This window comes from Corynebacterium gerontici (assembly GCF_003813985.1).
Lineage (GTDB): Bacteria > Actinomycetota > Actinomycetes > Mycobacteriales > Mycobacteriaceae > Corynebacterium > Corynebacterium gerontici.
In genome coordinates, this window is sequence record NZ_CP033897.1 from 2,099,407 (window position 1) to 2,112,847 (window position 13,441).

The 13,441-nt window shown below is 59.7% G+C and carries 14 protein-coding genes and 1 tRNA gene; 4 read left to right on the top strand and 11 right to left on the bottom strand.

Annotated elements, in window-relative coordinates; all coding sequences use genetic code 11:
- The 4 genes from CGERO_RS09880 to nth are packed head-to-tail and all read right to left on the bottom strand — an operon-like array spanning position 1 to position 3,323.
- Entirely contained in the window at positions 1–1,194 is a 1,194-nt protein-coding gene (locus CGERO_RS09880) for a MarP family serine protease (protein ID WP_123935518.1), read from the bottom strand.
- Complete coding sequence (locus CGERO_RS09885; protein WP_123935520.1) at positions 1,191–1,982, bottom strand: NUDIX hydrolase; 792 nt, start codon at positions 1,980–1,982, stop codon at positions 1,191–1,193. Before CGERO_RS09885 ends, CGERO_RS09880 begins: the two co-directional genes overlap by 4 nt.
- Positions 1,979–2,557 (bottom strand): TlpA family protein disulfide reductase, encoded by a 579-nt coding sequence (locus tag CGERO_RS09890; protein WP_123935522.1) that lies wholly within the window; start codon positions 2,555–2,557, stop codon positions 1,979–1,981. Before CGERO_RS09890 ends, CGERO_RS09885 begins: the two co-directional genes overlap by 4 nt.
- 7 nt (positions 2,558–2,564) lie before the next feature.
- The gene (gene nth / locus CGERO_RS09895; RefSeq protein ID WP_123935524.1) at positions 2,565–3,323 is read right to left on the bottom strand and encodes an endonuclease III; all 759 of its coding nucleotides are present in this window, start codon (positions 3,321–3,323) and stop codon (positions 2,565–2,567) included.
- Positions 3,324–3,755: 432 nt separating this feature from the next.
- Here nth and glxR point away from each other — a divergent pair, with 432 nt between their 5' ends.
- Positions 3,756–4,439, top strand: a complete 684-nt coding sequence (glxR, locus tag CGERO_RS09900) for a CRP-like cAMP-activated global transcriptional regulator GlxR (protein ID WP_123935526.1) — start codon at positions 3,756–3,758, stop codon at positions 4,437–4,439.
- Between the two features lie 66 nt (positions 4,440–4,505).
- On the opposite strand, the gene CGERO_RS09905 is transcribed toward glxR, so the two are convergent.
- The 4 genes from CGERO_RS09905 to CGERO_RS09920 form a co-directional block, all read right to left on the bottom strand.
- Positions 4,506–5,318, bottom strand: coding sequence for an MBL fold metallo-hydrolase (locus CGERO_RS09905; protein ID WP_123935528.1), 813 nt, complete (start codon positions 5,316–5,318; stop codon positions 4,506–4,508).
- Between the two features lie 143 nt (positions 5,319–5,461).
- Positions 5,462–5,926, bottom strand: coding sequence for a RidA family protein (locus CGERO_RS09910; protein ID WP_123935530.1), 465 nt, complete (start codon positions 5,924–5,926; stop codon positions 5,462–5,464).
- Entirely contained in the window at positions 5,923–6,081 is a 159-nt protein-coding gene (sp36, locus tag CGERO_RS09915; protein ID WP_206423900.1) for a Sp36 family protein, read from the bottom strand. The genes CGERO_RS09910 and sp36 overlap by 4 nt, the downstream gene beginning before the upstream one ends.
- 60 nt (positions 6,082–6,141) lie before the next feature.
- A complete protein-coding gene (locus CGERO_RS09920) occupies positions 6,142–6,489 on the bottom strand; it encodes a WhiB family transcriptional regulator (protein WP_281271024.1) in 348 nt (115 codons plus the stop codon).
- 237 nt (positions 6,490–6,726) lie between these two features.
- Between CGERO_RS09920 and CGERO_RS09925 the strand changes: the two genes are divergently transcribed.
- Entirely contained in the window at positions 6,727–9,102 is a 2,376-nt protein-coding gene (locus CGERO_RS09925) for a transglycosylase domain-containing protein (protein WP_377017373.1), read from the top strand.
- Between the two features lie 64 nt (positions 9,103–9,166).
- Here the strand turns inward: CGERO_RS09925 and CGERO_RS09930 are convergent, their stop codons facing one another.
- Positions 9,167–9,628 (bottom strand): GatB/YqeY domain-containing protein, encoded by a 462-nt coding sequence (locus tag CGERO_RS09930; RefSeq protein WP_123935534.1) that lies wholly within the window; start codon positions 9,626–9,628, stop codon positions 9,167–9,169.
- Between the two features lie 106 nt (positions 9,629–9,734).
- On the opposite strand from CGERO_RS09930, the gene CGERO_RS09935 reads away from it, so the two are divergent.
- Complete coding sequence (locus CGERO_RS09935; protein WP_123936137.1) at positions 9,735–10,562, top strand: metallophosphoesterase; 828 nt, start codon at positions 9,735–9,737, stop codon at positions 10,560–10,562.
- Between the two features lie 110 nt (positions 10,563–10,672).
- Positions 10,673–10,749, top strand: a tRNA-Pro gene (locus tag CGERO_RS09940).
- 221 nt (positions 10,750–10,970) lie between these two features.
- Here the strand turns inward: CGERO_RS09940 and CGERO_RS09945 are convergent.
- Both CGERO_RS09945 and CGERO_RS09950 read right to left on the bottom strand, forming a co-directional pair.
- On the bottom strand, positions 10,971–11,804 hold the full coding sequence (locus tag CGERO_RS09945) for a GDSL-type esterase/lipase family protein (RefSeq protein ID WP_123935536.1): 834 nt from the start codon (positions 11,802–11,804) through the stop codon (positions 10,971–10,973).
- Positions 11,805–11,976: 172 nt separating this feature from the next.
- Positions 11,977–13,410 carry a hypothetical protein gene (locus CGERO_RS09950; RefSeq protein ID WP_123935538.1) on the bottom strand — a complete coding sequence of 478 codons (1,434 nt, stop codon included), beginning with the start codon at positions 13,408–13,410 and terminating at the stop codon, positions 11,977–11,979.
- Positions 13,411–13,441 lie beyond the last annotated feature (31 nt).

Below are 13,441 nucleotides of genomic sequence, written 5' to 3' on the forward strand. Positions count from 1 at the left end.
CTAGTGAGCCACACATTCCCGGGTATCAACGGGCTCGTTCAACTGGCGTACATCACCAATGGCGTCTTGCACCTGCTGGGCGGTCAGGGCGTAGCCGATATCCGATGAATCAACGGAAGCCCCGAAGACAACGCCGAGGACATCGCCGTTGGCGTTGACAAGCGGACCACCAGAGTTACCCTGGCGGATATTGCCGCGAACGGTGTAGGCCTCGCGCTCAACCCGCCCATCTGCGTAGATGTTAGGCCCGGAAATGGTGATCCTGTCATTGATACGCGCAGGTGAAGCAGTGTAGGGACCCGATTGGGGGAAGCCCAGAACAATCGCGTCGTCGCCGGTATGGGCTGGCTGTGGTGCCCACTGCAGAGGGGGAACATCAAGCGATTGGGTGGACAACACGGCAATGTCTAGCTCAGGGTTGTAGTAGACCACCTGCGCTTCTTTGAGCCCAAGCACGGTATCCAAGCTCACAGTCTGCGTGCCAGCCACAACGTGCGCATTAGTAATCACGTGTTGATCATCAACCGCGAAACCGGAGCCCATGAGCCGACGGGCACAGGATTGAGATTCGCCTAGCACATGGATCACCGAGGGTCGCAGACGCTGCATCAATGCTTCATCTTTGACCTGGATATTCGGCGCCTCCACGCTCGGCTGCGTGCCGTGGGTGAAAGGCGACACCAAAGGCGGCAGGCCGGACTCGTTGAGCATGGCGGAAATCTTGCTGGGCAGAGCCTTCACCGGAGCTGGTGCCATGGCATCCACGTTGCCGAGGATCTTCGATTCCTGGATGCCCTTGGGCAGTTGACCACGCAGGCCGGAGGCCACCGGGATGGACACCAGCCACAACACCAGCAGCACGGCAAGCGTTTGGAAGCAGGCGCCGATGAGCGAATCCAACCAGCGCACACGTTTCCAAAGCAGACCATCGCGCAGCGCCGCCCCAATTGCCGCACCCGCCATGTTGCCCGCGCCTACGAGCAGCACCAGCACTCCGAGCGCGAGGATGAATCGCAGAGCTTGGGACTCGCTGATTTGCATCATGAGCGGCGCGAGTGCTGCCCCGCAGATAAGGCCAGCGACAACGCCGACGGTGGAAAGCACCGCAGAGACGGCCCCCTGGCGCCACCCTGCAAAAAAGGCGATCAGCAAGATGAGCACAATTGTGAGATCAACCAGTAGCCCAAGGCTCACGTGCGCGGCTTCCTTTCCGGTAATGGCTCACGGATGGCTTCGTTGTTTCTCGAAGCGGCCAAAGTATCCACAAGATCGTAGTGCCTGTGGCGTTCCCATTCGCGTTCCCATCCCGCTTGTCGAATGATTGCATCCAGCAAGCCACCGGTAAAACCCCAAATGATGTAGCCGTTGAGGCGAAACGCAGGGCCTGACCAACCGCTGCGTGCCACCGTCAGGCGGTTTTCCGGTGCCAGCAATTCCGCTAGTGGCACGCTGGCAACTGCGTCTGCTTCACCGGGGTCAACCACGCCCACCGGCGAGGGGGTATGCCAGTGGCCGAGGATCGGGTGAACCGGATAGCCGGTGGCGCGGATGTGCACTTCTGGCAATTGAGCTAAGGGGGTGACGTTGTGCCTATCCAGGCCGGTTTCCTCCCATGCTTCACGCAGGGCGCAGTCCACTGCGTTGCGGTCCGTGGGGTCTCTGCGCCCGCCGGGGAATGCCATTTGCCCCGAGTGGGACCGCAAACGCGGCGAGCGGTGCGTGAGCAACACCGCGGCATCGTTGGGCAGTTCTGCCGAGGTCTCTGCGCCAGCGAAGAGCATGAGCACAGAGGCTTGGCGGGTCCGGTCGATTCCGGTGTCGGGAGTGAGGGCCCTGCGCAGGGGTTCGTTCATGGCGCCGGCGCGCACATCTCCGACGAGCTGGCGCATCCAAAGCGGGGCGCGTTCGGGCAGCAGTTCTGTGTTCTCGCCTGGGGAATCCGGTTTGAGGTCGCGACCCAGTGGCGTGGCGTCTGGCGTCATTGCTGACTGGCCACTTTCTTCAGCGCGGTGATCGCCGCATCCATTTCTTCGGCACTGTGGAACACCTGTGTTTTTTGCCCGATCATGTTGCCCTTTTCGTCAAGCAGCACCGTGGTGGGCACAACGTTGGGCAGTGCGTACCAAGCGCCGAACTTCCCCTCGGTATCGGCGAAGCTGGGCAGATCAACACCGAGCTCGTTGAGCATCGACGCGCCGTTGGCTGAGTTCTGATCGGCATGGACACCAACCACGTGATATTCGGGATGAGCCTTAGCAAATTCCTCTACCACGGGCAGCTCCTCACGGCAGGGGCCACACCACCAGGCCCACACATTGACCACGGTGAGCTGCTGTTTCGCGGGAATTTTTTGGCCGCCGAGGCAGTCCAACTCCACATCAAAGGTGACATCCGGGCAATCGGGGCGCTTTTCGACGTCCTCCGTCTGTGCCTGCTCCGCAGTCGCATTGGTGTTGCTGTGATCCTCACTCGCTGGACGAGCAATGAGAAGGATCAGCAGGCCAAGGATCACCACAAATGCGGTAATGGAGGCAATCAGGGTGTTTCGCATGCTCATGTTCGTTTTATGCTTCCTCTGCTGTGTTCAGCCCGGCAAGTTCAAGTAAGTGCTCGGTGTTTGGTCCTTTGAGCAATTCGGCCGCGAGCGCGTCGCTTGGCCCAATGCCGAAGCTCGGGCAGTGGTTCTTGAGCAGGCAAGCCCCACACGCCGGTTTGCGTGCGTGACATACGCGCCTGCCATGAAATACCAGGCGGTGCGAGAACATCGTCCATTCTTCTTTGGGCAGCATGGCCGCGATTTCGTGTTCTACCTTCACCGGGTCTTCTGAGTTTGTGAGCTCCCAGCGGCGAACCAGTCTGCCAAAGTGCGTGTCTACGGTGAGACCGGGGTAACCGAAGGCATTACCGCGCACGCAGTGTGCGGTTTTGCGTCCCACACCCGGAAGGGAAATCAGCGCGTCGAAATCTTCCGGCACTTCCCCGTGGTGTTCGCTAACGAGTTGTTGTGCCATGGCGATGATGTTGCGCGCCTTGGCTTTATAGAAGCCGGTGGAATGGATGAGCTCTTGTAGTTCGGCTTCGTTGGCACTGGCGTAATCATGCGCCTCGGGGTAGCGGGCGAAGATCGCGGGTGTCACGGTATTAACGCGGGCGTCTGTGCATTGCGCCGATAGGATCGTGGCGACGGTAAGTTCAAGCGGATTGTTGAAGTTGAGCTCGCAATGAGCATCGGGATACGCCTCGGTGAGCAGTCGGTTGAACTTGCGGGCACGTCGGGTGCGGGCAAGTTGCGAATTCGTGCTGCGGGGGCGTGTTGTTGGCATGCCAACCACAATAGTTCCCGAAGTGTTATGGCACCCGTTACCTCCAGACCTTGGTGGGGCCACGGAATATTGCCCACCTATGGGGGTGCTCCGCACCACACTCTAAAAAGTCCACAAAAATACACATAAACGGGCACGAAGGGGCGCAAAACCCAAGAAATTCCCACACGATAGCGTGATGGGGTAGGGAGAACCTGGGGCAAGCCCCCAAAGCCGACCTACCCCCACTCCCCACAATCGCCGCGTGGAAATGTGACGATTTCAAACAGGGAGGTGCGGACGTGACGCACCACATAGTAGGGTTACTGAGGACAAAGAAATGAGCGATCAGCGCGCCACAGCCCCACCCGGCCGGGCCCGCTGGACACGACACTCCGGTGTTGCGTTGCAATTGTCTTGCAGCCCAGCACCTTGAAACTTAGGAGAACTTACGTGGAAGGTGTACAAGAGACTCTCTCCCGCGCCGGTATTTTTCAGGGCGTTGCCCCTGTGGCCGTTGAGAACCTGATCAAAGAACTGGAAACGGTCCGCTTCCCCCGCGGCGCCACCATTTTTGAGGAAGGTGAACCGGGCGACCGCCTCTACATCATCACCTCCGGCAAGGTGAAGCTCGCGCGCCACGCACTCGATGGTCGCGAAAACCTCCTGACGGTGATGGGTCCGTCCGACATGTTCGGCGAGCTTTCCATCTTCGACCCAGGCCCACGCACCTCCTCAGCCGTGTGCGTGACTGAGGTGCACGCAGCCACCATGACCTCCGCCATGTTGCACAAGTGGATCTCCGATTATCCGGAGATTTCAGAGCAGCTCCTGCGCATGTTGGCTCGTCGCCTGCGCCGCACCAACGCATCGCTTGGCGACCTCATCTTCACCGACGTTCCCGGCCGCGTTGCCAAGGCCTTGCTACAGCTCGCCAACCGCTTCGGCACCCAGGAAGGCGGAGCGCTCCGCGTCAATCACGACCTCACCCAGGAAGAAATCGCCCAGTTGGTGGGTGCTTCCCGCGAGACCGTGAACAAGGCGCTCGCCACCTTCGCGCACCGCAATTGGATCCGCCTCGAAGGTAAGTCCGTGCTCATCATTGACACCGAGCACCTGGCAAAGCGGGCCCGCTGAGCTTTTCGACGAACCAGCGATGCCCCCGGCTTCCACCGGGAGCATCGCTGTTTTAGTTGTGTTCGCTTACTCCTGCGAATCGAGGTAGCGCAACGCCACTCGCGTGGACTGCTCCGCCGCTCCGCGCAGAACCGGATCGACGTCGTCATAGATGGCGTCGATAAGCTCCTTCAAGCTGACGTCCTCACCGAGCTTCTCTTTTGCATCGCGGATCTGGTCCAGACGCTGATGACGGCGATCAATGTATTTGCGGGCATAAGCGGCAACATTGTCTCCGTCGGGGCCGTGGCCCGGCAGGAGGTGGACGTCCTTGCCTCGTGTTTCCAGCACGTCCAGCGTTTTGAGATACTCGCCCAAATCACCGTCGGTTTCGGAGATCATCGTGGTGTGACGGCCAGCAATGGTATCGCCGGTGGCAATGGCTTCCAAGGTGGACTCGTGAGGCTTGCCGGACCAGATGAAGAAAGATACAGAATCGGCGGTGTGGCCGGGGGTAGCTACCACTTCAATCTGAGGGGTGACGCCATCGACGGCGATGATCTCGCCATCCTTGAGCGCTTCGCCTCCGATGCAATAGGCCGGATCAAAAGCTCGCACGGGTGCGCCGGTGAGTTGCCGGAAGCGCTCGGTGCCATCGGCGTGATCGTGGTGGCGGTGGGTGACCAAAACCAGTGCTACTTCATCTGCGTTGCGGTGCAGCACGTTGAGGTGACCTTCGTCCGCAGGACCGGGATCAATCACGATTGCGCGAGGGTCTTCCTCGCCGCGAATCACCCAAGAGTTCGTGCCTTCCAGTGACGCGTACCCCGGATTCGGGCAAAGAACCACCGAGGTTGAGGGGGTCACCGGCCTTCGCTGACTGTAAGCGGGATGCTCCATACGCACTAGCTTAGGACACTTTTGTTATCTCCGACTAGTTCTTTGCGGGGAAGTGTCCCAGCACTCACCTTCGGTGTGCATTCGGAAACACTTCCGCCGAACACGCACCCAATCAGACATGTCCGGGCACCGAACCTACCCCGTTAAGGGGCGGTCAGCTCCACGACAACCTCAATTTCTACCGGGGCGTTGAGCGGTAATTCGGCAACGCCCACCGCACTGCGGGCATGAGCTCCGGCAGAGCCGAAGATTTCACCCATCAGCTCACTGGCACCATTGACCACTCCGGGTTGGCCACCGAACTCGTCTGCGGATGCAACGAACCCCACGATCTTGAGCACACGCTCAACGCGGTCGATGCCTACGAGTGCGTCGATGGCTGCAAGCGCGTTGAGCGCCGCCAAGCGCGCATAGTCTTTGGCATCTTCTGGAGAAACATCAGCACCCACTTTGCCCATGGCGGGCAGGGAGCCTTCAACGAATGGGAGCTGCCCGGAGGTCCACACCTGGTTGCCAACCTGGATTGCTGGCACATAACCGGCCACCGGTGCAGCCACCTCCGGCAAGCGAATACCCAGCTCTAGCAGGCGATCTGAGACGCTGCTCATGCCTGCACCGGGCGCTTGAGATAAGCCACCACGTTTTCAGGGTTGGGGCCGGGCACTACGGTCACGAGCTCCCAGCCATCTTCGCCCCAGGTGTCCAAAATCTGCTTGGTGGCGTGCGTAATCAGCGGTACGGTTGCGTATTCCCATTGAGTCATAGGGCACATACTAATGGGTGCGCTGAGATGATGGACGTGGGTCGTCGAAAAGCTTGGGGTTTAGAGCCCAACCGGCGCGCCACCGCGGGCGAAGAACTCCGCCCAATTATCAACGTTAGGGTTCTTGCGAAGAATTGCGCGGCGCTGGCGTTCGGTGAGTCCGCCCCATACGCCGAACTCCACGCGATTATCCAGCGCGTCTGCGCGACACTGCATCAAAACGGGGCAACCATCGCAAATCGTGGCGGCCTGTCGCTGTTCGGCACCGCGGACAAAGAGGAGGTCAGGGTCCACATTGCGGCACGTTGCTTGCATCACCCACTCGCCGCGAGGACTCGTCACATCCAATTCGCGGGATTCCACCGCAAAAGGATCGCGCCTGGTTTCTTTCATCAACGAGGTGGTCACGTTGAACGCCTCCTGCCACACATTGGGACCCGATCGACGCTGTTTGAAGCACCGAAAACGTACATCTGTAATTCTATTCACCTAACAACCCATCAAGCGAATACGTCACACGAAAGGGGTACCCCCGACCAAGGACACACTTCGAAGCGCTCAAGAGAAACCCGATGGACACTCAGCCCGGTAGCCAGATTGAGAATGATGCTTTTACCATCCGCAGGAACTGAGTAGGGTAAAACCGTGTCTCTAGGGAAATCTCTGTTCAAAATGTTCGGTGGCGCCATCGCCGCCGGCACCATCACAGCGTTGGTGCTGACGCCGGTAGCTGCCATCGGGGCGGTAGCCGTGGAACGCACGGACGAGACAATGCAGTCCAACATCGACGATCTCACCTTCGGCACCACCCCCGGCGTGAGCACCATTTTGGATGCCAACGATCAGCCAATGGCATGGATATATAAGCAGCGGCGCTACTCGGTTCCTTCCGAAGCGATCGCCCAATCCATGAAAGCCGCCATCGTCAGCATCGAGGACAGGCGCTTCTACGAACACAACGGTGTAGACCTCAAAGGCAACCTTCGCGCCATGGCAACCAACCTTTTTGCAGGCGGCGTTGAGCAAGGTGCCTCTACCCTAGACCAGCAGTACGTTAAGAATTATCTGCTCCTGGTAGCTTCCGATAATGCCGATGAGCAAGCGGCAGCTACCGAAACCTCGATTCCCCGCAAGCTGCGCGAAATGCGCATGGCTTCCAGCATCGACGCGAAGCTCAGCAAGGACGAAATTCTCACCCGCTACCTCAACTTGGTGCCCTTCGGCAATGGGGCCTATGGGGTGGAAGCTGCGGCGCAAACGTACTTTGCTAAGCCAGCGGCAGAATTGAATGTGCCAGAAGCGGCGATGCTCGCCGGTATCGTGCAGTCCTCCTCTTATTTCGATCCCTATACCAACCCAGAGGCGGTCACGAATCGCCGCAATGAGGTGTTGGATGCCATGGCGGATAGCGGCGCCATCGATGCCGAGGCAGCCAATAATTTCAAAGCCGAGCCCCTTGGGGTGCAAGAACAACCGGGCGGGCTTCCCAACGGATGTATCGCGGCGGGAGATTCGGGATTCTTCTGCGACTACGTCATGAAGTATCTGGATGAAAAGGGCCTGAGCACCGATACACTCACAGCCGGTTCCTACACCATCCGCACCACCCTTGACCCTGCGGTGCAAGCCGCCGCGCACGATGCCCTTGTGCAGCAGGTGCCTTCCTCTACGCCCGGCGTGGCAGACGTGATGAACGTGGTTGAACCAGGCCGCGATAGCCGCAAGATCCTGGCGATGGCCTCCTCCCGAGATTATGGACTTGACCTCGAAGCGGGGCAGACCGTGTTGCCGCAGACAGCCTCATTGGTGGGCTCCGGTGCAGGTTCAGTATTCAAGGTGTTCACCGCCGGTGCCGCGCTGGAGCAGGGCTACGGCTTGGACACCATGCTCGATGTCCCTACTCGCTACGAGGCCAAGGGGCTGGGCGAGGGCGGCGCAGATAACTGCCCCGCGGGTACGTATTGTGTGGAAAACTCCGGCTCCTACGCATCTACCATGTCGCTGCAAGACGCCCTCGCGTACTCACCAAACACACCGTTTGTGAAGCTCATCAGCGATGTGGGCGTGGACAATGTGGTGGATTTATCCGTCAAACTCGGCCTGCGAAGCTACAAAGAAGCGGGCACTTTCGACGGAGAAGCGTCGATTGCGGACTATTTCAAAGACCATAATCTGGGCTCTTACACTCTTGGCCCCACGGCGATTAATGCTCTGGAAATGTCCAACGTGGCTGCCTCCATCGCCTCGGACGGGCGCTGGTGCGAACCCACTCCAGTCAATAGCGTGACCGATGCCAAAGGCAACGAAGTGTTCCTGGATCGCCCCGACTGCGAAGATGCCATGGATCCTGATGCAGCCCACGCCCTCGGCCAGGCATTGAGCAAAGACGTCACCAAGGGAACCGGCTCGGACGCCGCCCAGGCGTTCAACTGGAACACTCCCTTGGCCGCGAAGACCGGCACCACGGAATCCCACCAATCCGCAGCTTTCATGGGATTCAATAGCAGGTTCGCTGCAGTGACCTACATTTATAACGACGGCACATCCGTGGCACCGCTGTGTACTTCGCCGGTGCAGCAGTGCGCTTCGGGGAGCCTCTACGGTGGCGATGAGCCAGCGCTCACATGGTTCTCCGCCGCAACCAGCAGCGACACCGCCGAAGAGGGCACTCTGCCCCCAGCAAAAAACGAGTACCGCCGTGGCACCGCCGCTTCCCTCGGAGATCAATACATCGGGCGCGACTTTGGCGTTGCCGAGAAGGAACTGACCAAGAGGGGATACAAGGTACTGCGCCAATACGTTTCCGGCAACGGGGCACCCAAAGATCAAGTAGTTCGCAGCAGTGTGCCAACACCGCTGAAAAAGGGCGCCACGATCACCCTGTACGTCTCAGACGGCAGCCCAGCGCCTCGTCCCGCTCCTGCGCGCACCGTCACCCCATCCATTCCGCCAGTGCCGCAGATCCCCAGCCAGCCAGCCGATAGCCTGGCCGATTCACTCAGGCGCCTGCTAGGACAGTAGAAGGTTCGAGGGAGCTTTTCGACGCCACCAGCGCCATCCTCCCCCAATCCTGGTCGCGCCCGATTTAGCTTTGCAGCGCAGCCCGCACCGCGGCGCTGAGGCGCTTGCCGTCAGCTCGGCCATCAGCCTTGGCGCTCGCAACCTTCATTGCCTGCCCCATGAGTTTCATGGAAACCTCTCCATCACCAGCGGCTTCCTTCACAGATTCCCGCGCTAGGGTTTCCAACTCGGCATCGTCGAGCTGCGTGGGCTGATATTGCTCAAATACCTTAGCCTCCGCCAGTTCAGTATCGGCGAGCTCTTGCCTGCCGTTGTCTGCGTAGACCTCGGCGGATTCACGGCGCTTCTTAATCTCACGAGCGATGACTTTGAGCACGGTGGCGTCGTCAAGCTCATGGCGCGCCCCGGAAGTTTCCTCGGCCTGGATGGACGAAAGGAGCATGCGCAAAGCCGAAGTGGTGAGCTTGTCACGCGCCTTCATGGCGGTGGTGAGGTCATTGCGGATGGTTGCTTTCAGTTCACTCATGCCCCCAGCGTACCGGTAGTGTGGGGGTGTGGTTTCGATTCTTAAGGCAACGGCAGGCAGCTTCCTCACGCTCGCAGGAACAGCAGCAGCGACGCTCGGGTGGGCGATGCGCGAATGTTCCCAATTTCGCCTCCACACGGTAGACGTGCCCATTTTGGAACCCGGCGCACTTGAGGGGCGCGATGCCTTCACCATCCTGCACATCTCCGATCTGCACATGGTGCCCTCGCAGCACAAAAAGCAGCAGTGGGTGCGTTCGCTGGCCACGCTGCAACCAGATCTGGTGGTAAATACTGGCGATAATTTGAGCGACCTCAAAGGAGTGCCGGGGGTGCTGCGCGCACTGGAACCACTCCTGCGTTTCCCCGGCCTCTTCGTATTTGGCACCAATGACTATTTCGCACCGCGGCCAGTGAACCCACTGAAATATTTGACGGGCAAAAAGCGGAAGGTCAGCAAGGTGCCGCTGCCCTGGGAGGGGATGCGCGCCGCGTTTCTGGAGCACGGCTGGATGGACGCCAATCAGGCCCGCCACGAGTTCAAAGCCTCCGGCCTGAAAATCGCCGCCGCCGGAGTGGATGATCCACACCACCACCTCGACGATTACGAAGCAATCGCAGGCCAGCCACACCCCGAGGCTGATCTCAGCCTCGCCCTGCTGCACTCCCCCGAACCGCGAGTGCTGGAACGATTTAAATCAGACGGTTACATGCTGTCGCTTTCTGGGCACACCCACGGCGGCCAGGTGTGCCTGCCCGGCGGCAAGGCACTGGTGACCAATTGCGGCATCGATCCCGAGCGCTGCAAAGGGCTGCATCGCTTTGGCGAGATGTGGATGCACGTGAGTAACGGCCTTGGCCAATCTAAGTACGCTCCCGTGCGCCTATTCTGCAAGCCTTCTGCAACCCTGCTGCGCTTGGTAGCAAAGGATTGAGTGTTTCTTCGGGCACAAATGTGCCCTAACAGCAGTTGAGCGCGACCTGCCGTTTTGGAGTTCGCCCAACAGCTCACTATGCTGTTCTGGGTAGCACGCAGGTGTTATGGCGGGATATGGCGCAGCTTGGTAGCGCGCTTCGTTCGGGACGAAGAGGTCGCAGGTTCAAATCCTGTTATCCCGACCAATAGCCGCAGGTCAGATAAGTTAGATGCTTTCTGATCTGCGGTTTTTCATTTTCAGTGGTTCAGGCTTGTATTCAAGATTGCAGCGCTGCTGTATGTTTAGAGCCTCAACTTCCTTCAGACCCGGCAGTCATTTATTCCGCGCCACGCCATATCCCACCCCGCCCACACTTAACGCAAAAAGCGCACCCGAAGGTGCGCTTTTTATTTCAGCAGAGAGGCGTTAGGCACGGCCTGCGAACTCACCGACTGCGTTCAGGCCAGCGTCGGTGGCGTGGATCGGAAGCTGGTGAGGACCGGCACCGAAGTCGATCAGGCCGGCATACCAGGGATCAACATCGCACATGCCATGGCCAGCGGTGGGGGCCTTGGAGTCCACGAACTTCACGCCGGTTTCACGGGCGACGTTGCGGAAGGTGTCGGACATTCCACGCTCATAATCGCCCATAGCCTGCAGGTGGATTGGGGCGGTTTGGCCGGGGGCCAAGCGGATGAGGCAAACGTTGCCGTCGGGTGCGATCGTGGGGTAATCCACAATCTTGATGTCAGCATTCGGTGCCAGTTCCTTGGCGCGCAGCACGGCATCGCGCATGGTGTTGTGGATGCGCCCGAAGATGACGTCCAGGGGCTCCTTGCCGTTATACACGTAGGTGTCGTTGGCTCCGGCGAGGATTGCCACCTGCTTGGTCTGTGGGCCGAGCTGGCCCTGGGCCGCAGCTTCGTTGATCTGATCAATCACGTGGCGGCCGCCGGAGGCCAGGCTGGCACCGGCGCAGGTGAAGTTGGCGGTAGGCAACCCGGAAGCACGCCCAAAAGCGTTGGTGATTTGATTATCGGAACCGCAACCGAACTGGTTGATGTTGATGCCTGCTGACAGTGCGACGGTGGCGGGGTTTTGGATCACTTTGCCTGCAAAGAAATCAACTACGGAAGGGTTGGCGGGCACTGAGTCACCAAAGAACACGGCGTTGGGTTCTGCAGCGCTTGCCTGCGGTGCAAGCACCAGCGATGCACTCGCGGCGAGTGCTGCGATGGTGGCGATGGCGCGGTTGCGCATGTGGGTCCTTCTTTCGGCAATCACACTATCCGCTTCGCTTTGAAGCGACACGGGGAGCGTCACATGAGTCGTTATAATTTCGTTACTCCAACCTAGCGGAAGTTTCGCCCCTTGAACAAGTCCAGGATGTCACACTAGACACTCCAGTCACATTTGCTGGGCTATGGCTGGTCTATTCCCGCACCTCGCTAACATTTCCCTGCGCGCCCCGAGCTCCCGCGGGCAGCCAACGCGCAATACCAGTCACAAACAACAACACACATCCCATCACTCCTGCCGCCAACCAAAGCGAAGCACCACTCACACCATTGCCCACCGCACTCAAAGCCATCGTGGGGTAGTGCAGCGGCATGAGCGCACTCAGCACCTCCTGAGGCTTCGAGATCCCTTGGGTACTCGCACTGTTCCAAACCCAGCCAACCACTGCAGTTTGGAGCACCAGGCCCAGCACGGCACATATACCGCCGATGCGAGCGCCGAGCAGGCGCACCAAGAGGGTGGTGCCCAACAGTGCCATCGCAGCCGCTGCGGCACTGATCACCCCAGCGGCCAGCACCTCAACGGGGCCAGTTCCAACGCCCAAAATTGCAACGAGCACCCCGCCCAACACCGCAAGTCCAGCCACGCTGACGATGCTGAGCATCTTGTCTCGCTTCGCAGCCCCGGCTGCGAGCATGACCCCGGCAGCAACCATAAACGCCAACAGGGGCGCGAGTGACTTCGTTATACCGGCATCGATGGCCTCCGGCGTGCCCGGGGCGATGCTCGGCAGCGCTTTGCGCGCGGCGGCGAGGTTATTGCGGGTATCTTGCGCCATCGCGTCAATCTGCTTTGCGCCGTCGTCGAGTTGGGTGATGCCACCCTTTGCTTCTTCTACTCCTTGCGACAACTGCCCGAGCCCAGAAGCCAGATCCTTTGAGCCCTTAGTGGCACTATAAATACCGTCGCGATAGCCATAGCCGGGTGCATTAAGCTGATTCGCCACTTCGCGCGAGCCACTGCGAAGTTCCTCCAACTGCGCTTTCGTCCCGGCATCGATTTGAGCCGTCTCTACTTGGCGGTGAAATTCCTCAAGGCGCTGCTTCAATTCGGCAGCCTTGGGGTCTTGGCTCTGCTCGGCGTCGCGCTGCGCATCCTCGATGGCGGTGAGGATTTGCCCGCGCGCGGCTTCAAGCCCGACGATCTGTTTTACCGCGAAGTCCACACCTTCAGCCACTTTGCTTGCACCTTCGCCCAGTTGGGCGGTGCCGGCTTGAATCTGCACCATGCCTTCGGCAAGCTCCTGTGAGCCCTTGCGAGCTTCTTGCATTTTGTTCGAAAGTTCCTCGGAGCCTCCTTTGAGCTTCCCGGTGCCGCTGACGAGCTGCGAGGTTCCCGCCTTGAGTAGGGACGCCTCCATGTTCGCGTCCCCCAACGCCCGGCGAAGATTGCTCAGATCAACATCGCCGCTGGGCGCACCGAGGTCCTCCCCTGTCGTGTTCCAGGTGTTGGGAATGTGGGTATTGCTCGCGGCAATCGCGCCCGCGCCGATCACTAGCGGGGCGGCGAGAAGCATGCCTGCGATCACACGCTTGGTTGCGCTCGGTGGCTGGGAATTGGGGCTCATAACCTTAAAAACCTAGCTCCATGCTGGGGCT